This is a genomic window from Eisenbergiella sp. OF01-20, assembly GCF_003478085.1.
In the GTDB taxonomy this organism is placed as follows: Bacteria; Bacillota; Clostridia; order Lachnospirales; family Lachnospiraceae; genus Eisenbergiella.
The window spans coordinates 1-22,625 of sequence record NZ_QUES01000059.1 but is presented as its reverse complement, the minus strand read 5'-3'; the positions used below and the strand labels follow the sequence as shown (position 1 = coordinate 22,625).

The following is a 22,625-nucleotide window of genomic DNA, read 5'->3' as shown; positions in this document are numbered from 1 at the left end:
TACTATTTGTGCCGCGCCCGAAGGCGCGCGGAATGGAGATTTTTATGAAAGAATGGAACAGCCAGCGAGTCAGGGCCATGGCACCGGAAAACGACCCGCTTAAACTCGGCATGGGCTGGACAGCAGCCGATCTTGACAAGCCGCAAATCATGGTGGAAAGCACCTTCGGTGACAGCCATCCGGGGAGCGCCCACCTGAACCAGTTTGTGGAAGAAGCCATGCGCGGAATCAAAGATGCCGGAGGACGAGGCGCCAGATACTATACCACCGATATCTGCGACGGGATTGCCCAGGGACATGATGGGATCAATTATTCCCTCGCACACCGGGATATGATCGCCAATATGATTGAAATCCATGGAAATTCCACCGGCTTTGACGGCGGTGTATTCATTGCCAGCTGTGACAAATCCGTTCCCGCCTGCCTGATGGGACTTGCCAGACTGGATATGCCCTCTATAGTAATCACAGGCGGCGTTATGGAGGCAGGGCCGGATCTTTTGACCCTGGAGCAGATCGGGGCCTATTCCGCCATGTACCAGAGGGGCGAAATCACGGAAGAAAAGCTGACCTATTATAAGCATAACGCCTGCCCTTCCTGTGGGGCCTGCTCTTTTATGGGCACCGCATCCACCATGCAGATAATGGCGGAAGCATTAGGCCTTATGCTCCCCGGATCGGCCCTGATGCCGGCAACCTGCCCGGAACTGAAGGAAATGGCCTATAAAGCGGGATTGCAGGTAATGAAGCTTGCCGGACTGGGCCTTAAAGTAAGCGATATCGTAACCATGAAGTCCTTTGAAAATGCCATCATGGTTCACGCCGCCATATCCGGATCCACCAACTCCCTGCTTCATATTCCTGCCATGGCGCATGAACTGGGCCTGGAAATAGACGGGGACACCTTCGACCGCATGCACAGGGGCGCCCATTATCTGCTGGATATCCGTCCTGCAGGCAAATGGCCCGCTCAGTTCTTCTACTATGCCGGCGGCGTCCCGGCTGTCATGGAAGAAATCAAATCCATGCTTCATCTGGATGTCATGACCGTTACCGGCAAAACACTGGGAGAAAACCTGGAAGAGCTGAAACAGAATGGCTTTTATGATCGCAGCCATACCTATTTGGAAAAATGGAATCTGAAACCAACCGATATCATCCACAGCTTCAATAGCCCTATCGGCACCGACGGCACCGTAGCTGTTCTGCGCGGCAACCTGGCGCCGGAAGGCTCTGTGGTAAAGCACTCCGCTGTCCCCAGGGAAATGTTCCGGGCGGTGCTGAGGGCAAGACCCTTCGACTGTGAAGAGGATGCTATTGCGGCCATACTTTCCGGCAGCATCCATCCCGGCGATGCGGTATTTATCCGCTATGAAGGCCCGAAGGGATCCGGCATGCCGGAAATGTTCTATACCACGGAAGCCATTTCCTCCGATCCGGAGCTTGGCAAATCCATTGCCCTGATCACCGACGGGCGTTTCTCCGGCGCTTCCAAAGGCCCGGCAATCGGCCATGTCTCCCCGGAAGCCGCAGAAGGCGGCCCTATCGCTTTGGTAGAAGAGGGCGATCTCATCCGCATCGACATTCCCGAACGGATCCTGGAAATTACAGGCATAAAAGGGCGGGAACTTCCCCCGGAGGAAGTGGATCGGATTCTTTCGGAACGGAAAAAGAACCTGCCGCCCCGGGAACCCAAATATAAAAAAGGCGTGCTGAAAATCTACTCCGAACATGCCGTTTCCCCCATGAAGGGCGGTTACATGGAATAGCAGGCCTCATACAATCGTTACTTTCTTCCCGTCACTTTTTATCCCCGGTTGACTTTTGCGCCTCCTGCCTTTATAATAAATAAAAGCGACTACATAGTCGCTTTTATAAAAGGAGTATTTTCCATGGGTGAAAAAGGTACTCTGACCCGCAGGCATATTCTGGACTGCGCCTGCCCTCTGTTTATCAGATATGGGTACAAAGCGGTTACCATGCAGGATATCTGCCGGGCCAGCGGATTAAGCAAGGGCGGTCTTTACCGCCATTATAAGGATAAGCCTTCCCTTTTTTCCGATCTGCTGCAGAGCTTTCAGGAGGACCGGAATCAGCACGACGGGGAGGGCATGGACGCAGGTGCCTCCGCCCGGGTACTTCTGGAGGATTATCTGTTTTCCCAGCTGGGAAACATACGGGACAGGAAACCGGGGCTGTACGGGGCCATTTATGAATTCTGCCTGGAATCCAGGGATACGGAGGATTCCTCTTTCCTGTCAAAGCAATACGCAAGAGGCGAAGCGGTTCTTCTCGCTCTGCTCACCTATGGAACCAAAACGGGGGAATTCCATCCGGGTAACCCCAAAGAAACTGCAGCCGCTATCCTTTTTATGATAGAAGGAATGAAAATATGCAGGGAAGTGATGCCAATAACAGAAGAGATGCTCACAGGAATTTATCACCAGATAAAGAAGCTGTTGGGAGTATCGGAACAGGAGCCGATATGCTGACCAGAAAACAAAAGCGCTCGATTCTCTACATTTTGTTTGTATTTATTCTTTGTTCCGCCGCCAAGGATTTTGAGTTCCTGGTGCTTAAAACGGATGAGACCTTCCTTGCCGAAAATATCTTCTGTAAAATTTTTGCGCTTCTTGTCATTTCCCAATGCCTGGTTGAGAGGAAGCTCTCCTGGAAAAGCATTGGCTTTCGGCTGAACGGGCTGAAAAGAGGTCTTATTCTGGGGTTTTCCCTGGGAATTGGCACTTTTGCGGTTTCCTATCTGGCAGAATGCCTCATCCTTCTTCTTATGGGAAAATCCCCGCGCCTTTCTTTCTTTATCTCCAGCTTTTCCCTTTCGGATCAAACGGTCACCGGCATTTCCCTTTCTGCAATTCTCATATGTATTCTGGGAAACGTGATTAATGTGGCGGCGGAGGAAGGGCTTTTCCGGGGATTGCTTTTCAAGCTCGGGCGGAGGGCGTTCTCTTCCCGGAATGCCAATCTGCTGCAGGCGCTTCTCTTCGGCATCTGGCATCTGGTTACCGTCGTGGTATGGGTCAGAGAAGGCAGCCTCACCGTGGGGGCCGCCTTCCTTATGGGGATCGGTTATATCATACTTGCCGGTATCCTTGGCTTTGAATGGGGCCTGTGCGTTACCCTCACAGGGACCCTATGGACCGGCATATTCGAGCATTTTTTCAATAATTTTATCAGCAATTCCCTGCATGTGGTTACCGATACGGGTACCGATGAGCTTCAGATACTGCGTATCGTGCTTTCCAATGTCCTTTCCCTGCTTTTGGTACTCTTTCTCATGAAGCGGGGTAAGAAGAAGGAACGCCGGCGCCCGGCAGGCCGCCGGAAGGCCGCCGGATAAACGCAGCCTTCTTCCCGTCCTTTTTCACCATGTCTCCGGGAAGGAGTCCCTTATCCGCCTGTTCAGCCGATTAGAAAAACAGACTCCAGCAGGGGCATCAGCTCTTGCATGCTGCCGATAACGGCATCGGCTCCGGCTGATCGGTATTTCTCCCTTACCAGTGCCGTCCTCCGTTTTTTTTCTTCCGCAGAAAGCCTCTCAAACTCCTCCCTGCCAAGCCCCATTTCGGAGCTGCCCTCAATAATTCCTACGGAAAAAACACCGGCATTTTTCCCTTCTTTGATATCGGAGACCGTATCCCCCACCTTCACGACGCCGGCGGCGCAGGATACGGCAAAGGCTTCCATATTTCTGTATATCATATAAGGATAAGGCCTTCCCCGTTTGTGGGTGCTGTCAGGCGAAAACCAGGCATCCGGCTTATATCCGTGTTCCTCCGCTTTTTGGGTCACTATTTCCATCATTTGATCCGTATAGCCGGTGGTGGATCCCACAGGGATTCCCTTTTCCCGCAGGGCCTTCACCGTTTCCAGCACGCCCGGCTTAACGTCGGTGAAATTCTCCAGGATACCCATCAGTTTTCCTTCAAAAAGCCGGTAAAGCCGGTCAATATCCTCTTCTTCAGCGGGTTTTTTGTATGTTTCTATCCATAAACCACGGATTCTGGGCATCTCCAGCATGGCCTTGATATGATCACGCTTCAGCATCCCCATAGGTTTTCTTACCTCTTCCATCTCCGGTTCGATTCCAAATGCCCGGAACACCTCCGCAAAAGCCTGTACGGGTGCAAAACATCCATAATCCACCGTCGTTCCTGCCCAGTCAAAAATAACCGCTTCCAGTTTCTTCATACTGCTTTTTTCTCCTTTTCCTGAAGAAAATCCGACAGGATATCGCAGAGCCTGTTGATATCCTCCTCATAGATTTCCCCGATATTCCCGATGCGGAAGGTTTCCGCCTCCGTCACCTTTCCGGGATAAATGGCATAGCCCCTCTCCTTGATATATTCATACATTTCAGAAAAGGTAAAAGAATGGTTTTGGGGATAATAAAAGGTGGTGATAATCGGACCCTGGTATTGGCTCCCGATGTAGGGCCGGATACCCATCTCATCCATTCTTCGGATGAGCAGCCTGTTATTCTCTGTATAGCGCCGGTTCCGGGCCGCTGTCCCGCCTTCCTCCTCCATTTCCTCCAGGGCCTTTGCAAACGCCAGCACCACATGTGTGGGAGAGGTAAATCTCCATTTGCCGTCTTTTTCCATGGTTTCCCACTGCTCATACAGATCCAGGGAAAGGCTTCTTGCTTTTCCTTTGCTCTCCATTAGTTTTTCGCGGTTGGCTATTATAAAAGAAAATCCGGGAACACCTTGGATGCATTTGTTGGCGCTGCTGATAAGAAAGTCAATCCCCAGCTCTCCCACCGGAATATCCACTCCGCCGAAGCTGCTCATGGCATCCACAATAAACGTCTTTCCCGCTTTCTTTACCACACCGGCCGCCGCTGCGATATCATTGAGAATCCCTGAAGTGGTTTCACTGTGTACCATGGAAACATGGGTGACATCCGGATTTTCAGCAAGGAGCATTTCTATAACAGACGGATCCGGAATTTTATCATAATCCTGTCTGTAGATCAGATGGGGAATGGACGCGTGCGCCGCAATATCCCCCATTCGTTCCCCATACGCCCCGTTTGAGACTATCAGAAGCTTATCCTTTTTTCCTATCACACTGGTAAGTACCGACTCCACGCCAAAGGTTCCGCTTCCCTGCATGAGTACTGCCGTATACTCCCCGGCGGACACCCGCGCGAGCTTTAAAAGCTTTGCCCGGATTTCCTGGGTGATCTTCTTATAATCATCGTCCCAGGTGCAGTGATCAAACAGCATTTCTTTTTTTACGGAAACCGTTGTTGTCAAAGGCCCCGGCGTTAATAATTTATATGATTTCATGTTTTTTCCTTTCCTTTTTACAGTTGCGGTTTACAGCTGTCTGACAGCTCCTGATGCTTTTTCAGAAGTTCAAAAGTAAGGGTTTCGCCAAAAATGCGGGGATTTCCTGATTTATTGGCGGCATCCTCCGCTTCCCCTTCATAAAGCGGAATAGGGTATGTTTTCTGCAGCTCCTCCCTGCCGTTATTTATGATGCATTCAGCCATCTCCATGGCTTTGGGATTGCTCTGGGCCCCCTTATCCACAACTGCCACGGATTCCGTCAGGGAAAAATTTCCTTCCGCCGGATCCACAAAATCAATGGGGATTCCGGAGGTTTTATCCGCTACCGCCTGATGCCTTAACCCGAAGCCCACGGCCACCTCACCTGCCCTCGCTTTTTTCAAAGGGGCGGAACCGGAATCCTCAATATGATCCCCCGCATTGGCATATATACCGGTGAGCACCTCCTTTGCCCCGTTCTCCCCATATTCGGATACAAGAGCCTGGAGGAGCAGCCATGCGGTGGAGGAGGAGTTGATATCCGTTACGGAGATCATTCCTGCATATACCGGGTCCGCCAGCTCCTTAATTGATGCCGGCACAGGCAGGTTATGTTCCTTCATCATTTCCGTATTCAGGATAATGGCCCCTTCCTGCGCGGTGATCGGTGCACAGTAGGAAGGAAATTCATCCAGCGTATTTACGGAAAAGGTAAGATCCTTAAAGCTCTTGTTCTGCTCCTGGGCGCTGTTCACATAAAAAGTGCTCATGGTTATCAGATCCGCTTCTATATTGCTTCCCTCGGCAAGCAGCTTTCCGCCCAGCTCAGAGGTGCCGAAAGACTGGAATAGATACTGATCCCGGAAGCCGTTGTTATCCAGCGCGTTTTTCATGGCGGTAACCGCTTCGTCGTCCGCATTGGAATAAATAATCACTTTCTCATTTACCCCGCTTTTCCCGCAGCCTGCCAGGACACCAAGCGCCACTGCCGCAGCCAGCCCTACAGCTGTTATTTTTTTTACCTTCATGTTTTTTCCCTCATTTCTTTTTTCTTTTTATCCTGCCGTCTGCCAGTACCCGAAACAGCCCCCTGGCGAGCAGGTTGATAAATAAAATCATTAAAGATAAGACAAAAATTTCATTAAACTTATTAAAATACTGCAGTTCCTTTATTTTTGTTGTTATAACCATGGTTCTTGCACCCGCGATGAAAATCACGGCGCTGACCGTCACCATGGCGTTGATGAAATAATAGCTGAATACTTCTAGTATGGTGGAAACCGCATTTGGTGTTACCACACGGATGATAGTTTTTATCCATGAATCCCCCATCAGCATGGCTGTTGTCTCCCAGGAAGCGTTCATTTTAGCAAGGGAGCTTTTCATCATCAGATACGGTGTGGAAAAAAAATGGACCACATTGCACACAATAAGAAGAAAAAAAGTATTCTGAACCGGCGTACCGGAAAAGCTGAACAGGAATGCAAGCCCGATTACCATTCCCGGAATGGTGTTGGTCACCAGTGCAATTCCTTCAATCCCATTTTTCAGTTTCCGGGAAACGGAGCTTCTGGCCGTCACCAAAGCCCCTCCATAAGCCACCAGCGTTCCCGCAACGGCAGTAAAGAAGGCCACGATAAGCGAATTGCGGAACACGCCCGACAGCGCGTCATCCGCAAAGACGCTTCCCACATGTTCCAGGGTAAAACGAATATCATAAGGCCATTCGGATACAAACGGCACCACAAAAATAACGGCAAATACGGATAATACACACAGGATGATACCGGTGCTCACGGCACCGCATCCCACATCACGCACCCTGTTGCGGCGGATTTCTATCGCAGATACCTTGTTGTATCTCACATTATATTTTTCCAGAAACTGAAGCACCGCTATGCTCACTGCAGAGGGCACCAGCATCACCATAGCCACCACGGCCCCTCTGGAAAAATCGGGAATGCTCCCCAGCATCTGATCGTAGAGGACAGCGGCTATCACCTCATATTTCCCGCCCACGGAAGCAGGGATGCCGAAATCCGTAAAGCACAGGAAAAACGCCTGGATAAACGAAGCCGCCAGCGTGCCGAGAAGGGGCCTTACTATTGTCATCATAAACGTGGAAACGCCATTATCCCCCATAATCCGGGATACGACCATGAACTTTTTATCAATATATCCCATGGTATTATGAATCAGCATAAAGGCGATGGGCAGCGTATAAATTACATATCCGGTCAAAAGACCATGGAACCCATATATATCGAACAGCTGTCTTCCGAACAGCCTGGTAAGAAGCCCCTGCCTGCCAAAGGAATAAATGATGGCAAATCCGTAAGTGATCGTAGGAAGAAGCATGGGAAGCAGCGCCGCCCCCCGGATCACGGCCTTCATCCATGACGGGATATTCGTATAATTGATCGTATAGGCCAGGAAAAAAGCCAGGACAGTGGTTACCAGCGCACTGACTGCCGCCACCAGGAAGCTGTTCCCAAGCGCCCTTCCGAAGCCGCGGGAGAGAAACACACTGCGGTAGCTGGCGAGAGTCAGCCCTCCTTTTCCCAGGAAGGATTTCAACAGAAGCTGAAAAACGGGGAGAATCAGGAAAATAGTGAAAATGACCAGCAGGACCCCGTACAGTAATTTAATTTCTTTATTTTTCTTTTTCATGCCCTTCCGCCTCAAATAGCCATAGAGCTTTCTTCCGTATTCTTTTCGAACAGGGTATAGATATTATGCCTTTTAATCTCCAGCTGGTTCAGAATGAACTTACGCACAAAGCTGTTCCCGGGCTGATGGATAATTTCCGCCGGTTCATCATACTGGGAAATCGCCCCTTCATTAATAATCAATACCCGGTCGGAAAGCGTGAGGGCTTCCTCCGGATCATGGGTCACAATGATTGTGGTCAGATGATACTCCCTGGCTATTGCTTTTATCCTGTCCTTTATGGATTCTTTTATCACTCCGTCCAGAGCGCTTAAGGGTTCATCCAGCAGCAGAATACGGGGTTTCATCACCATTGTCCTGGCCAGGGCTGCCCGCTGCTTCTGCCCTCCGGACAGTTGGTCGATCTTCTTATTCAGATGTTCCTCCAGGCCAAGGAGATGTACCAGCTCCTTCACCTCCTCCTCAGAGGAAATGCCGGGCTTATTGCGCAGCCCGTATGTAATGTTCTGGTACACATTCAGATTAGGAAACAGGGCATAATCCTGAAAAACAATATTAAACCCTCTCTTTTCCATAGGTTCATGGGTAATATCCTGCTCATGAAAAAGAATTTTTCCTTCCTCCGCATCCGTTATCCCCAGGATTAGATTTAACAGCGTTGTTTTTCCACATCCGCTGGGCCCAAGTATGGATACAATTTCCCCGTCCCTGATATCCAACGTAATATCCTGCAGCACAGGTACTCCATCATACGATTTCTTAATATGCTGTAAACTGAGCATACCGCCCTTCCTTTCTTCCGTTAACCGTTTTTTTCTGATAAACAACCAAATTATAACAATCCCTATTCCCTCCAACTATCACAACAACTTCAAAATCTTGTAAAAGCTCTGTAAATGATTGACATCGTGAGATAACCTGCTATACTGTAATTACCACGACAGACGTAGTACGTCAGACGGAGTAATTTTTGCGTGTCCGCCTGCGGGAAAAGGAGCTGATGAGTTGATAAGCAGTGATATCATCCGTGGCTACAATGATACCTTTATTCTTTTCCATCTGCTGGACGGCCCCTCGTACGGATATGAAATATCCAAACACATAAGAGAACGTTCCGGGGATAAATACAGTATTAAAGAAACAACCTTATATTCCGCCTTTACCAGGCTGGAAAGAAACGGCTATATCGAATCCTTCTATGGAGATGAAACCAACGGGAAACGGCGTACCTACTACCGGATTACGGAGAGCGGGAGGATTTATTACAAGGAAAAATGTGAAGAGTGGAAAGTAACCAAGGAAGTAGTGGAACAGTTTATACGGCTGTAAGAAAGGATTATTATGGATACCATACGAATTTATCTTGAGAATATGTTTGCCCGGCTTCCGGGGACTCCTGAAATCATGAAGCTGGAAAACGACATGCTCCACACGATGGAGGATAAATACGAAGAACTGAAAAAAGAAGGGAAATCGGAAAACGAAGCCATCGGAATCGTTATATCCGAGTTCGGCAACATTGATGAACTGATCGAAGAACTGGGACTGAAGGCTGCGAAGGGTACGCCGGAAGCCCCCCGGGAGGAAAACAGCCAGGAATGGCAGCAATATGGTCATTCTGCGTATCCGGGACAAGAGGAACCCTATGAAAGCTATGAATCCGGAGACATTTTCTTATCCCGGGAACAGCTGGAGCAGGTTATCGGTGACTACCGCAGATATAACCGCCTGGTAGGGATCGGAACCGCCCTATGCATTATGGGCCCGGCTTTCCTGATTCTCACCAGCGGGCTGCTTGCTCCCAACAGCAACGGAGTCACTGTTTTATCGAAATTATCCCGGATCCATTTCCTGCTGATGCTTCTTCCTCTTTTCCTCTGCCTTGCCGCCGGGCTTGGAATGCTGATTTATGGAAGCGCCAGGCTGGAACAGTACAAATTCCTGAAGCACTCCAACCTGATTATCAGCCCTTCCCTGCAGGACTTTATTGCCCAAATGCAGGCGGATTTCCAGCCGCAGTGTGCGGTTATCATGACGGTTGGTGTTGTACTGTGCGTCATTTCCCCTTTTACCCTGATCGCCCTTTCCCAGCTTGGTGAAAACACCCCACTGGGAGATCAATTTGGCGGAACCATCGGCATTTTCTTCCTGTTTTTGTTTATTTCCATAGCCGTTTATCTTTTTATAACGGCAGGGACGGAAGAGGATCTTTATAAAATGCTGCTGCAGGAAAAAAAGAAAAAGGGAAAAAGCAGGAAAAAATATACGGTTTCTTCCGGTCAGGCGGGCCAGACCATCTCCCTGATCCTTTCCGTTTACTGGCCGCTGGTCACCTGTATTTATTTTATTTGGAGTTTTCTGTTCGGATCCTGGTCCACCAGCTGGCTGATATGGCCCCTGGCATCCGTTTTCAGGCATCTGCTGTGCTCCATTCTGGATACGATGGAAAAGGAACAAAAGAAAGAAAAAAAGAAAAAGAAGGAAGCGTAACCATAACACAACAATTGAGACAGGTCTGTACAGACCTGTCTCGAGTCGCGGAGGAAGAAGGCATCCTTCCTGTTATTCCGCCGGTTTATCTATTTCAAATTCCTGGAAGCCCATATATCCGGGCGCCACTTCGTACTTCTCAAAGCATACAACAGGATTTCCATCCTTATTAATATAAAATTTCGTATTCTCATCCACACTCTGGAAACCTTCCACCATATCATCCTCCGCTGCCTTTCCGATTCCCCAGTAAATGACATTTTCATCTGCCGCATCTCTTTCCTCCATCTGCCGCAGAATGCTTTCATTTGCAATTTCCACATAATTTTCACCCAGAAGATCCTGCAGGGTGAGCTGTCTGTCCCGGGACAGATCCAGATTGTAATAATAGCGGACTCCGTATGCGGCCACCCATGCCTCATCCGTAGTTAATACCATGGAAAGGATATTACCCTGCTGATATTTCACCTCATAATCCACATTAACGGCGATATCCCGGTCTCCCCATTCCTCTTCGGTTCCTCCTGTGGCAAAAAAGGCCTCTTTGTATTCTGCAAATTTCTGTTTTGCTTCCGCCACATAATTGTCCACAATATTCTGGATTTCCTGGTTGATATCTCCCACAAAGGTTTCCTTCTGCGTATCCGTATTATCCGACGGTGTCTCTTCCAACTGGATTTCCGGCACATTCACTTTAATATCATGCCCTTCATCCTTTTCATGATAGGAACGGATGGTCAAGACTCTGGCAAGGGAACCTATAATAGGAAGCTCACTCATTTCCTTTGCAAACACTTCATTTGTGTTTAGACCGATGGTCATACATACGAGAAGCACTGCCGCGGCTGTACCGCAATACCTGAAGGTTTTCACGATACCTCGTGACCGATGCTTTTTTAGCGATTTTTCCTTGTCCACAGAACGGATGGCACCGTTTACCACATCCCTTAATTCTTCCGGGATTTCTATATTATCATATACTTTTTTTCCATCTTCAGGCTTTCTCATAATTGATCTCCTCCAAACCTTTTTGCAGTTTTTTAAGAGCAGCATATAACCGTGATTTCACAGTACTTAAATTTGTTTTAGTCACATCGGATATTTCCTGAAGGCTTAGCTCCTCGTAGAAACGAAGGATGATTACCGTCTTCATTTCCTCCGGAAGCTTCTGTATTTCTTCGTAGACTTCGTTTGACTCCATGTCCGCCTTTCCGAAGCCCTCTTCCTGATACGGTTCTTCTCGCATTTCCGATGGTTCGGTGCTGATTTCCTTCTTATTTTTACGAAGATACTGCAGCGCCTCATTAACCACAATCCGGTAAAACCACGTTTTTATTGCCGCCCTGTTCCGAATCCCCCAGCACTTCTCCAGTGCCTGGCATATGGCATTCTGCACCACATCCAAAGCGCTGTCCCTGTCCTGCACATAACTATAGGCCAAACGATAACATTTCTCCTGGTTTTCCAGGATATAGGCCACTGTCAGGTCATATATATCCTGCTTCATATTAATCTCCTCCTGTATGCGGGCGTATGTCCTGATTGGAATACCCTTATGATTATCGTGAAAGCCTGAGCTTATGCGGCGGCTTTTACGATTGGACCGTTGTACAACGTTTCCTTTCATACTATAGATGGGCAGGGTTTATAAAAAGTTTGGATGAACGTCATTTTATTCTCTGGAATATTCTTCTATTTTTTTCTCCGTTTCTCTTACGCACTCCTCCTGAAGCTGTTCCAGGATGGAGAACCCTTTTACCGCCTCTGCCGCATAGGTTTTCTGCAGTTCGTATTCCAGAGGCAGCCAGGTACGGATATCGCTCTGGTTGTGCTGTATGACAGCCTCCAGCTTGTCCAGCGCTTTATATACCCTGGCTTCCCTGGTTTCCAGTGTCTCCATCTCTTCAAATAAGGCGCTGGTTTCCTGATACAAAGATTCCGGCAGGCTTTTAAGAAGCCGGTCCACAGCCAGCTTCTCCGCAGCCTCATTCTCCCGGGTCTTTTCAAACGCAGGGATATCCCCCGTCAAGGCTTCCCCGATATCATGAAGCAGACACATACGGATGACTTTATCGGTATCCGTATCTTCCAGTTCATCCTTTAATAAATATGCCATTACCGCAGTCCGCCAGCTATGGGCCGCCACATTCTCCACAATACCGTCCGCAGTCACACAGTGCCTTGGGACCGATTTCAGTTTTTCTATCTTCCCTAAAAATGCAATGAATTGCCCCGCGCTCATTTTTTCCATATCTTCTCCTTTTCTCCGCCTTTCCCTTTGGAATGCAGCCGCAGCATGGTATTTGTCTTTCTAAAGAAAAGTAACCGTGCCCTTAATAAGAGTACGGTTACGTAAGTTTTTTATATGTAGTTATTGGTAATTATTTATTCTCAGTAGGCAATCATATCCTGATCCAGCAGGCCGATGGCATCATCACTGATTCCGTAATAGCCCTGTGCATCCTTTTCCACCTTAACAATGATGGATTTCTCTGCCTGATATCCCAGGTTCGCCATATTATCATTGATAACCTTGATAACCAGTTTTGCCAGATCATCATTCAGCACCTGCTCATCGGTATAATCATCCGGATTGGCATTTGCCACGAAATCATCCACTGCCGTGCTGATCGCTTCTTCACTGTTTACGATTACGTCAATAGGGCTTACCACAACCTCAACATTGTAATCATCACCGTTCTTTACCGCTTCCTTCACTTCGAATTTGGATTTGCTGTAAATCTGCTTATACATGTCAACGATCTGCTGGTATACATCGTCAGATACGCTGTCCAGCCCGTAATACTGCAGGAAAAAATCCGCCTCTACACTGATTCCCTGCTCATACTCTTCCTTCGCCTCTTCTGCCGTGATTTCTACCAATTCCATATATCCCGTGGAATCTCCCAGATAAATATTGTTCAGTACGCCGTTTACGTACTTGCTGGCATCAAATCCACCTGCACACGCGGTAAGTGCCAGTGCGGTAACCATTGCCACAACTGCTGCTGCCATCTTTTTCATACGCATAATATCTTAATTTCCTCCCAAAATGTGAAAATTCTGTGTCCTTGATAATATTACGCTTGAATCGCCCAGGTGTCAATGGAATATCAACTTTTTAAGAAAAATTTAAACATTTGCTGTAACCGTTCAAACGGCCCTTTGTGTCCTGGTCCGTCTGAATTATTCCTATTTGTTCTTTTGGAGTCACTTCAACCGGGAAAGGGCCTTTCCGGCAAGACAGCGGGATACATTGAAGCTGCGGATCCCCATTCCCTCCGCCTTCCTCTCCATACGGGAATAATATTCTTCCATGGAATAGGACTGGTTTTTCAGAAATTCATAATTTTCCGGCGCAGCAAGAACGGGAGCGGCATCCGCCGACAGGTGGCTCAGGTAGTAAAAATCCCTGTAGCTGCCTTCCTCCGCCTGTTCCTGGCTCACAGCGGTAAAATCCACATAATTCATATTATATCTGGCAATCCAGTAATCGGGTTTGGCAAAGGCCAGAAGGATATAAAGCACCGTGACTACGGTGATGCAATACCGGAAAAGCCGGAATCCGGGTTTAAATATGGTGACAATGATACCTCCCAGCACCAGCGCGGTAGCCGCCAGGGCCCACAGGACAAGGATCCGCAGAAAGGTCAGCTGACAGGTTCCGATATAGAGAAGCATCCGGTAAGCACTGGACGCCACCATAATATAGGTACAAAGGGATATGAGAGTAAGTATCCCCTTCAGCACCTTGCTTTCCCTGAAAAAGCCCAGGCACACCAATACGATAATGAGGTTGATTATACATACCGCCAGAAGCTGGAAAAAACCCTGCCTGGCATAAGAGGAATAGGTATATCCGTCCGGCAGCTTCAGCTGTCCCAGGAACAGATAAACCACCTGTATCCCGGAAAATACCAGATACATTACCGCAAGTACCGAGGTAAAGGTAATTGCGAGCACCGGCTCCTGGTTCCGGTTCTCCCTGAAATCCTCCTTTATAACCCGGCTGTTGAGCATAGCCATAAAACAATAGGAAGCAAAAAAACCAAAGGTGAGCATACAGAGAACAAGCAGAATGTTCCATATATTGATATGCCGGAAAAGACGTACGAACAAATCCCGGAATACCGCATCCGCGCTCACCAGAAGGGCCAGGATGAGGAGGCCCAGGGGAACCGCCACGAGAATCCCCAGGGCAACATAACGTCCCTTGCCGTCCTTTTTCCCTTCCTGCGTCCGTTTCTGCCTCCAGGCGGATCCATCGCTGAAAGGACGTCCCAGACAGGCTACCGACTCCAGAATACACTGACAGATAGCGAGCAGAAACCTGGAAAAATTCCATGCCCCGTCATTCAGGTACTGATGAAGCATCAGACTCAGCGTGAGAAGGAAAATCCCTGTTTTTGTTATCAGCTGTATGCTGATATTGTCTGTAAGGAACACGGATATTCCCAGGAGAAGCATGCTCACAACGGTGAAGGTACTGTCTTTTTTCAATGGAACCCCTGACCTTCTGGAACATAAGCCAAAATAGATAAGGGTTCCTGCGACGAAAAAAGGGTAAGTGATCCCCGAAGCGTTTTTGTACAGGCAGAAGGTGTAAAAAAGAGCATAAACTGCGCTGGCCCATCCGAAGAATGGAAAATCCCTGCGCATGACAGCCGCTTTCTTTTCCGCTTCAAGCCGCTTTTCCTCTTCCCTTTTCTTTTCCTCCATCCGCCATTTTTCCTGTTCCGTCCACGCCGGCTTATTCTCCGCCGCATAAGTTCCGTTTACCGGATCCATTCTTTCATAATCCATAACATATCCCTCCTACAGGCTGTTGTTCTCCCCGTCCTCTTCGTCCTCCACATACTGGAGGATATCACCCGGCTGGCATTCCAGCGCCTTGCATATTGCATTTAAGGTGGAAAGCCGGACCGCTTTTGCTTTGTTATTTTTCAGAATAGACAGGTTGGCCAGTGTGATATCCACCTCTCCTGCCAGCTCCGTCAGCCCCTTCTTCCTTTTGGCCATCATTACATCCAAATTGATAATTATGGACATTATCCACCTCCTAAATTGTCAGGTCATTTTCATTCTTATATGCCACCGCCCTGTCAAATACCTGGCTCAGCACCTTGCTGAACAGGCCCGCTATCACAAAAACCAGGATGATTATCATCACCGCCGGCGTCAGGTACAGGAACAGCCTTCCCGCCGTTACAAGGGCGATTAAGAAGCTGTAAGTCCCCATGCGGTTCAGGCTTTTCACATTGGCCTGCACAAAACAGTCGTTTTCCAGAACGGTCCGGAACATCCTTCGCAGCTCAAATAAAATAAGCTCCGCCAATATCCCCGAAACACCAAACAATATAATCAGATGAATATAATACTGTTCAAAATAGGAATTGATATGCCCGTAAATACGTACGGAAACCGGAAGGGTCAGTGTCACCGCAATCCCTGCGTAAAACATAAAATCCAGCATTCCTTTTGTAAAACGTGTGAGCTTGTTACCCATGATTTCCTCTTTCCTCCTGATCATAAAAAGTATTCCACAACATACAGCTTTCGTTCGGTTCCCTCATACAAAAGCTAAATGGCGGATCCATCGTGCTTTTTATATCACTTTTTTCCCTCCGACTAACAAAATGGGGATACCGGCCTTTATCAGCCCCAGTCCATCCAGGGCAGGAACCTCTTTTCCATAAAATAACACTGTTCGCATTGAAAGTCAATATTTTTTTATTGATTTACAATAATTATTTATTAAATTGCAGAAAGTTTCAGAAAGTCAGGCTGAAATGTACGCAATCGCGGGAAAGCGCAAGAAGGGCAGGAATTCCCGTGCCTGGGATACCGGTGATAAAGGTGTCTGGTTTTTTCTTCCTCACAGCAATAAACTACATCAATTTGTCAAAGATAATACATTTTTTTCCGGTTCCCGTTATTGTAATATCAGGCTGAGGGAAGTACTTGGGAAGGCCGCGCAGGACGCGGGAAACGGGGTATTTTATGAGCAGGATTATGCTTGATTTCACCTGGCTGCTTGGACGGCTGCGCAGGATTTATTTTATGGCCCTTCCCGAAAACGAAGGGGATTATGAAAAGAGCCGCAGGAACTACATAGCGGGGGATTCTGCCAATCAGACGATTGCCCAGCTGGCAGGCGGAACCTTCCTGGTTTCCCTCATGCTGTCCGTGAATATACCGGATGCCTCCATCGGTGTTATTACATCCATGGGAAGCCTGGCCGCCCTGTTCCAGCTCTTTACCATGCAGAGGATCAATAAGCTGAAAAAAAGAAAGCTGTTCGTCTGTGTTACCGTAATGCAGAAGCTCTTCTTTTCCTTCATTTTCTTTATTCCCCTGCTGCCCCTGCCAATCCATTTACAACAGTTCCTCATTGTGGCAGGGTATTTTTTTGCCCAGGCCTGGTCCCAGATCGGAACGCCCGCCACCCAGGACTGGATAGCTATCCTTGTCCCCATGGAGCTGCGGGGAAGCTATTTTTCCAAAAAAGATGCCGTCGCCGTATTTGTCACCGTAACCGTAATGCTGGGAGCCGGCGTCATTATGGACAGCACGGCAGGGGAACACCAGCATATAGGCTTTCTCCTGAACGGAACGCTGATTTTTATCCTCGTTCTTATTAACTTCTGTGCCTTCAGCCGGATGAAAGAGCCGCGCTATGCCGTCAGGAATGCCGCAGGCCAGGAAATGCACGGCAATCTGGCAAAAAAATACAAGGACACTGCTTCCGGAAAGCAGAAGGGTGTCCTGAAAGCGGAAATTAAAGAAGCCTTCCGGAATTCCGATTTCCGCAAAGCTTTCTTTACCAACCTGCTGTGGCTTACCGCATTTTATACTTCTTCCCCCTTTAATACCAGCTATCAGATTAAAGATCTGAACCTTCCGTTTACCTTTATCATGGTAGTGGGGTTTTTCGGGAACCTGGTGCGGATCGCCATTACTCCCATGATAGGAAGGATGGGGGATCGTTTCGGCATGGCTTATATGTATAAATACTCCCTGCTGGGAATCCTTCTGAATTTCATGTTCATGGCTTTTTCCGTGCCCTCCACTGCCTACCCCATGACCATCGCTGCGACCCTGTTTTCCGCGGCGGGATGGAGCTTTGCCGGAATAGGCCTGTTCGGCATCCAGCTGGAGCTTTTAAATGAAGAAAAAAGGACTCTGCAGCTGTCTATCCTCTCCTCCATCGGAGGCGTATATGGATTTCTGGTATCCTTTGTTTCAGGCAGATTCCTGTCTTTCCTCCAGCAGGCCGGCTGGAGCATCGGGGGGAAGCCCCTGTATGCCCAGCAGGTTACCAACAGCCTGGGTGTTATCTTTCTGATTGTCCTGATTGTGTATGTGAAATTTGTGGTACAAAAAAGAGAACAGGAGCTGCGCCGGTAGGTTGTTTTCCGGTTTGGGGTCAGCGCCGCCGTGGTTCATCCTGCCGCTTCCCCTTCGTCCTGTTCTCCTCTGTTTACATCAGGCGGATGTCCTGAATGGCTCCGCTTTCCTGGAAAATTTCCCATTCTGCTATGTTTACCGCATGATCACCGATCCGTTCCAGATATTTGGCAATCATCAGCACATCCACACAGGCATCGATATTATCCACGCCCTCCTGAAGCATAAAAACCAAATCATCCTTTACCTTGGCGAACAGGGAATCCACCACATCATCATGGCGGATCACTTCGTCCGCTGCCTTTCTGTCGCGGCTCACAAAAGCATCGACCGCATCATGGACGATCTCCTTCGCCACCTGGAGCATACCTGTAATATGTCTGGAATAGGTATCCAGATCACATCCCTTCAGGCGCAGCAGCAGCTCCGCAATGTCCGCAGTCTGATCCCCGATCCGTTCAATATCCGTCACCACCTTAAGGGCCGCCGATATCATACGCAGATCTCCGGCAATCGGCTGCTGTCTTGTTATCAGGGAAAGACACTTCGATTCAATGCTTCTTTCCATATCATTAATCATCCGGTCACCGCGGATAATCTGCATTTTAAGCTCCTCGTCCTTACTGTCCACCGCCGTCAGCAGCATATCAAAGGAAGCCTCCACGGCTTCTCCCATCTCAGCCAGGCTTTTACGGAGGCCGTTCAGCTCCTCCAGATAAATCGTTCTCATTGTCATAATTCCTGCTCCTCGCATTTCAGCCAAAACGGCCTGTAATATAGTCCTCCGTCCTCTTGTCCCCGGGCCTTGCAAAAATATTGGAGGTGGTATCCTTTTCCACCACCTCTCCCACCAGGAAAAAGGCCGTTTCATCGGAAACCCTGGCGGCCTGCTGCATATTGTGTGTCACCACCACCACCGTATATTTTTTCTTCAGATCTTCCATTAAGTCTTCTATTTTCAGTGTGGAAATAGGGTCCAGGGCCGAGGTTGGCTCATCCATCAGAAGCACTTCCGGCTGTACAGCCAGAGCCCTGGCAATACACAGCCTTTGCTGCTGTCCGCCGGAAAGACCCAGTGCCGATTTTTTGAGCCGATCTTTTACTTCCTCATAAATAGCCGCGCCTTTCAGGCTTTCTTCCACAATTTCGTCCAGCTGTGCTTTATTTTTGATACCATGAATCCGGGGACCATACGCGATATTATCATAAATACTCATGGGAAAGGGATTGGGCTGCTGAAATACCATGCCGACCTTTTTACGCAAAAGAGTGGTATCCACCTTGTCATCATAAATATTTTCGCCGTCCAGCGTGACGGTTCCATCTATTCTCACCCCGTCCACCAGATCATTCATACGGTTCAGCGTCTTTAAAAAGGTTGACTTTCCGCAGCCGGAGGGACCGATAAAAGCGGTTATGGCATTCGGTGTAATATCCATATCCACATCTTTAAGCGCATGGTTGGTCCCATAATATAAATTTAATTTTCTGGTACTGATTTTCGCATTTTCCATCTCTGCTCCTGTCCGCCCGCCGCCACGGGGCCTGTTTCATACGTATTCGTCAGGGTCTTATCCCTTCCCCGTACTTACTCTCTTGCTTCCACATTAAACTTCCCGGACAAATACTTGGTCAGCATATTGATGCCAAGCACCAGAACCAGGAGTACCACGGCTATACCGAATGCCTCCCCGTACTGCGCCTTTGACATACACAGATACAGCTGTATCGTCAGCGTTCCTCCGGATTCCAGAATTTTATGAAGAAAACCCATGCCGTTCTTGGGTAGGAGATAGCCGCTTCCCGCCGTAAACAGCAATGCCGCCGACTCTCCCACGATTCTTCCCACCGCCAGGATAATGCCGGTAATTATGCCGGGCATAGCGGAAGGCAGCAGAATGGTGCGTATCATATACCACTTGGTAGCTCCCATACCCAACGCGCCGCTGCGGTAGCTTTCAGGCACGGTTTTCAGCGCTTCCTGGGTATTCCGTGTAATGAGGGGGAGCACCATCAGCGTAAGCGTCAGGGCGCCGGTTAAAATAGAGTATCCGAAGCCCAGGGTCGTTCCGAAGAATACCATACCGAACAGTCCGAAAATAATAGAAGGGATTCCGGAAAGGATTTCCGTGGTAAATTCAATCGTACGCACGACTTTACCCGGCCTAGCATATTCATTCAGATAGATGGCGGATCCCACCCCCACGGGGGTGGCTATCAGAAGAGTGATAATTACAATATATAAGGTATTGAGCAGATTTCCCGCAATGCCGAAGGTTCCCTTTATGGTACTGGGAACCGACGTGAGGAACTGCCAGCTGATGCTGGAAACTCCCTTGACAAAGGTATAGCATACAATACCCGCCAGCAATAATAGGGACAGGGACGCCGCCGCATAAATCATTGCCGTAATAATATAGTCAGATAACCTGACCCTTTTAACCAATATACTTTGATCCATTCCTACTCCTCCGTGCCGGGCAAACCGGTCCCCTTACGATTCACTCTGAAATGCCACTCCTGCATTCGTATCCGGAATCTCCGCCTTTCCCGCCCGGCTTTTACCGGGGTTTCCCTTTTTTTCTTTTTCCTCCAGGCTCTTTGGCTTGAGAATTCTTGTAAGACAGGTGTTAATAATCATGATAAAGGCAAACAAAACCAGCCCGATAGTAAACAGGACTTCTCTGTGAAGCCCGGATGCATAGCCCATTTCACTCACAATTGCCGTAGTGAGGAACCGCACGGAATGAAAGGGAAGGGGGAGATTTACCGAACTTCCTGATACCAGGGTGATCGCCATAGCCTCTCCGATTGCACGCCCCACACCCAGTACGACAGCCGTAACGATACCTGACTTCGCAGCCGGCAGAATTACTTTGAATATGGTCTGGATATGGGAACCTCCCAGAGCCAGGGATGCCGCCTTATACTGTGCCGGAACTGCACGCAGGGCCGCCTCACTGATATTAATTACTGTAGGAAGAATCATGATAGCCAATACGATGACCGCAGAGATCAGATTGGCGCCGCCGGTAAACTGATGCGTCTCAGAGCCTTTGAATACAGCGGTTTCCACTTTATACATCAGAGGGTTCAGTATCATAATTCCCAGGAGGCCATATATAACGGAAGGGATCCCTGCCAGAAGCTCCACTGCCGGCTTCACTACAGCCGCCAGCTTTTTGGGCGCCACCTCCGCCAGAAAGATAGCCGTAAGGACACCCACCGGCACCCCGATTAAAATAGCCAGAGTGGTACCCGCAATGGATGTGAGAATAATATACAGAATACCAAAGCTGGGATCCTTGGCAGTAGGCTTCCACACGGTTCCGAATAAAATATCCTTTAACCCCACCTTGAATAATGCCGGGGTTCCGTTTATTAACATATATAAAGTAATGGAGAAAACGGCAAGTATGGCAAAAAAAGCACAAACGGTAAAAATGATCTGAGCAGTCTTTTCCACTGCTGTTTTAGAGTGTCTGCTTCCCACGATAGAAAAAGATTGTTTCATATATTTATCCTTTATTATTATAGGGATGTGTTTTCGCAAAAAAGTCCCTGGTAACAGTTCAGATAAGTCTGGACTGTTACAAACCCTGCTTTCGCAGGGTTTGGGTTTACCGGTATTGTGTTATGGGGATTAGTCGACGGTAATCAGGCCAACGCTTTCCACGAGTGCTTTTCCTTCGTCTGATGTCAGGTAAGTGAACATCGCCTGTACCACTTCATTCTGTTCGGCGATTTCTCCTTTGGTTGCCATTACAAAAGGTCTGCTTAACAGGTAGCTGCCGCCTTTAATATTTTCTACCGTGGGTTCCACCTCGTCTACAGCAAGGGTCTTAACGGTATCGTCGATAACATCCAGAGATACATAACCGATTGCGCCAGGTGTTGCGGCAACCTTTGCCATTACCGCACCGGTACTGTCCAGCTCGTTTGCATAGGCACACTGGTCTTCGATTTCCAGCAGTTCTTCAAATGCTCCTCTGGTACCGGAACCGGCTTCCCTGCCTACTACCACGATAGCCTGATCGGCGCCTCCCACATCTTTCCAGTTCTTGATTTCACCGGTATAAATTCCGGAAAGCTGATCCTTTGTCAGGCCTGCCGCCGTATTTGCAGGATCCGTAACAACGGCGATACCATCGATTGCCACAATATTTTCCGCTACGCCTGCTGCCTTTTCCTCCTCGGTGAGGTTTCTGGAGGAATTTCCTATATCAACGCTTCCTGCGGTAACCGCTTCCACACCTGCACCGGAACCGGTAAATTCAGCAGTTACGGTCACACCAGGGTATTTTGCCATAAAGCTTTCCGCCAGTGCATTTGCGAATTTTTCCATGGAGGTGGATCCTGCCATAGAAATGCTGCCGCTTAAATCTGCTGCCGCTTCGGATGGGGCTGCTTCACTGCCTGCGGCCTCAGAGGATGCCGCTTCGGAAGAGGCTGCTTCCGGTGCCGCAACGCTTCCTGCCTCGGAAGGGGTGGATGCCGCGTTGTCCGTTGTTGTTGTGTCAGTGGAGCCACAGCCTGCAAGTGCCGCCATTACAAGAGTGGCTGCCGCTGCAATTGCTACAAATTTCTTTTTCATAATAATTTTCTCCTTTACAACTTTTTTATCTCGCTTGCAATTGCAATCATAACTGTTTCCTGCCAAAGAAAAAAGCAGGATATGGTTACAAGTTTGTAAGTTTTATGTAAAACACGGCTGTCAAGCGTTTTTGAAAATGTCCCAAAATAAGTGAAACATTAGCCCCGGTA

General features: G+C 48.5%; 23 protein-coding genes. 6 read left to right on the top strand and 17 right to left on the bottom strand.

Translation table 11 applies throughout. The features are described 5' to 3' along the window. The first annotated feature begins 44 nt into the window (after positions 1-44). The 3 genes from ilvD (at position 45) to DXA36_RS31340 (ending at position 3,358) form a co-directional block, all read left to right on the top strand. A complete protein-coding gene (gene ilvD, locus DXA36_RS31350; RefSeq protein ID WP_118683352.1) occupies positions 45-1,769 on the top strand; it encodes a dihydroxy-acid dehydratase in 1,725 nt (574 codons plus the stop codon). Between the two features lie 123 nt (positions 1,770-1,892). Next, a complete protein-coding gene (locus DXA36_RS31345) occupies positions 1,893-2,492 on the top strand; it encodes a TetR/AcrR family transcriptional regulator (RefSeq protein ID WP_118683346.1) in 600 nt (199 codons plus the stop codon). Then, entirely contained in the window at positions 2,486-3,358 is an 873-nt protein-coding gene (locus DXA36_RS31340; protein ID WP_118683345.1) for a CPBP family intramembrane glutamic endopeptidase, read from the top strand. The genes DXA36_RS31345 and DXA36_RS31340 overlap by 7 nt, the downstream gene beginning before the upstream one ends. 62 nt (positions 3,359-3,420) lie before the next feature. On the opposite strand, the gene phnX is transcribed toward DXA36_RS31340, so the two are convergent. The 5 genes from phnX to DXA36_RS31315 are packed head-to-tail and all read right to left on the bottom strand — an operon-like array spanning position 3,421 to position 8,746. After that, complete coding sequence (phnX, locus tag DXA36_RS31335) at positions 3,421-4,209, bottom strand: phosphonoacetaldehyde hydrolase (protein WP_118683343.1); 789 nt, start codon at positions 4,207-4,209, stop codon at positions 3,421-3,423. Next, entirely contained in the window at positions 4,206-5,312 is a 1,107-nt protein-coding gene (phnW, locus tag DXA36_RS31330) for a 2-aminoethylphosphonate--pyruvate transaminase (RefSeq protein ID WP_118683342.1), read from the bottom strand. Before phnW ends, phnX begins: the two co-directional genes overlap by 4 nt. A 17-nt stretch (positions 5,313-5,329) precedes the next feature. After that, positions 5,330-6,322, bottom strand: a complete 993-nt coding sequence (locus DXA36_RS31325) for an extracellular solute-binding protein (RefSeq protein ID WP_118683340.1) — start codon at positions 6,320-6,322, stop codon at positions 5,330-5,332. A 10-nt stretch (positions 6,323-6,332) separates the two neighbouring features. Continuing rightward, complete coding sequence (locus DXA36_RS31320; protein WP_118683338.1) at positions 6,333-7,964, bottom strand: ABC transporter permease subunit; 1,632 nt, start codon at positions 7,962-7,964, stop codon at positions 6,333-6,335. An 11-nt stretch (positions 7,965-7,975) separates the two neighbouring features. Then, a complete protein-coding gene (locus tag DXA36_RS31315; RefSeq protein WP_118683350.1) occupies positions 7,976-8,746 on the bottom strand; it encodes an ABC transporter ATP-binding protein in 771 nt (256 codons plus the stop codon). Between the two features lie 223 nt (positions 8,747-8,969). On the opposite strand from DXA36_RS31315, the gene DXA36_RS31310 reads away from it, so the two are divergent. After that, entirely contained in the window at positions 8,970-9,293 is a 324-nt protein-coding gene (locus DXA36_RS31310; protein WP_118683336.1) for a PadR family transcriptional regulator, read from the top strand. Between the two features lie 12 nt (positions 9,294-9,305). Then, on the top strand, positions 9,306-10,454 hold the full coding sequence (locus tag DXA36_RS31305) for a permease prefix domain 1-containing protein (RefSeq protein WP_118683334.1): 1,149 nt from the start codon (positions 9,306-9,308) through the stop codon (positions 10,452-10,454). Positions 10,455-10,526: 72 nt separating this feature from the next. On the opposite strand, the gene DXA36_RS31300 is transcribed toward DXA36_RS31305, so the two are convergent. The 7 genes from DXA36_RS31300 to DXA36_RS31270 all read right to left on the bottom strand — a co-directional run bounded on the left by DXA36_RS31300 (position 10,527) and on the right by DXA36_RS31270 (position 15,984). Then, the gene (locus DXA36_RS31300; protein WP_118683332.1) at positions 10,527-11,462 is read right to left on the bottom strand and encodes a DUF3298 and DUF4163 domain-containing protein; all 936 of its coding nucleotides are present in this window, start codon (positions 11,460-11,462) and stop codon (positions 10,527-10,529) included. Continuing rightward, entirely contained in the window at positions 11,449-11,961 is a 513-nt protein-coding gene (locus tag DXA36_RS31295) for an RNA polymerase sigma factor (RefSeq protein WP_118683330.1), read from the bottom strand. Before DXA36_RS31295 ends, DXA36_RS31300 begins: the two co-directional genes overlap by 14 nt. Before the next feature lie 165 nt (positions 11,962-12,126). Next, positions 12,127-12,705 (bottom strand): HD domain-containing protein, encoded by a 579-nt coding sequence (locus tag DXA36_RS31290; RefSeq protein WP_118683328.1) that lies wholly within the window; start codon positions 12,703-12,705, stop codon positions 12,127-12,129. A gap of 140 nt (positions 12,706-12,845) precedes the next feature. Further along, positions 12,846-13,484 carry a hypothetical protein gene (locus tag DXA36_RS31285; RefSeq protein WP_118683326.1) on the bottom strand — a complete coding sequence of 213 codons (639 nt, stop codon included), beginning with the start codon at positions 13,482-13,484 and terminating at the stop codon, positions 12,846-12,848. A 180-nt stretch (positions 13,485-13,664) separates the two neighbouring features. Next, on the bottom strand, positions 13,665-15,257 hold the full coding sequence (locus tag DXA36_RS31280) for a DUF4153 domain-containing protein (RefSeq protein WP_118683324.1): 1,593 nt from the start codon (positions 15,255-15,257) through the stop codon (positions 13,665-13,667). Between the two features lie 12 nt (positions 15,258-15,269). Further along, positions 15,270-15,503 (bottom strand): helix-turn-helix domain-containing protein, encoded by a 234-nt coding sequence (locus DXA36_RS31275; protein WP_118683322.1) that lies wholly within the window; start codon positions 15,501-15,503, stop codon positions 15,270-15,272. Between the two features lie 10 nt (positions 15,504-15,513). Next, complete coding sequence (locus DXA36_RS31270; protein WP_330425131.1) at positions 15,514-15,984, bottom strand: DUF2975 domain-containing protein; 471 nt, start codon at positions 15,982-15,984, stop codon at positions 15,514-15,516. 470 nt (positions 15,985-16,454) lie between these two features. Here DXA36_RS31270 and DXA36_RS31260 point away from each other — a divergent pair, with 470 nt between their 5' ends. Further along, positions 16,455-17,861, top strand: coding sequence for an MFS transporter (locus tag DXA36_RS31260; protein ID WP_118683316.1), 1,407 nt, complete (start codon positions 16,455-16,457; stop codon positions 17,859-17,861). Between the two features lie 73 nt (positions 17,862-17,934). Here the strand turns inward: DXA36_RS31260 and phoU are convergent, their stop codons facing one another. The 5 genes from phoU to DXA36_RS31235 all read right to left on the bottom strand — a co-directional run bounded on the left by phoU (position 17,935) and on the right by DXA36_RS31235 (position 22,455). Beyond that, on the bottom strand, positions 17,935-18,597 hold the full coding sequence (gene phoU / locus DXA36_RS31255; protein WP_118683348.1) for a phosphate signaling complex protein PhoU: 663 nt from the start codon (positions 18,595-18,597) through the stop codon (positions 17,935-17,937). A gap of 19 nt (positions 18,598-18,616) precedes the next feature. Continuing rightward, on the bottom strand, positions 18,617-19,375 hold the full coding sequence (pstB, locus tag DXA36_RS31250) for a phosphate ABC transporter ATP-binding protein PstB (protein ID WP_118683314.1): 759 nt from the start codon (positions 19,373-19,375) through the stop codon (positions 18,617-18,619). A 74-nt stretch (positions 19,376-19,449) separates the two neighbouring features. Next, entirely contained in the window at positions 19,450-20,322 is an 873-nt protein-coding gene (pstA, locus tag DXA36_RS31245; protein WP_118683312.1) for a phosphate ABC transporter permease PstA, read from the bottom strand. A 33-nt stretch (positions 20,323-20,355) separates the two neighbouring features. Next, positions 20,356-21,375, bottom strand: a complete 1,020-nt coding sequence (pstC, locus tag DXA36_RS31240) for a phosphate ABC transporter permease subunit PstC (protein ID WP_118683310.1) — start codon at positions 21,373-21,375, stop codon at positions 20,356-20,358. A 129-nt stretch (positions 21,376-21,504) separates the two neighbouring features. After that, entirely contained in the window at positions 21,505-22,455 is a 951-nt protein-coding gene (locus tag DXA36_RS31235; protein WP_118683308.1) for a phosphate ABC transporter substrate-binding protein, read from the bottom strand. Between the last annotated feature and the right edge of the window lie 170 nt (positions 22,456-22,625).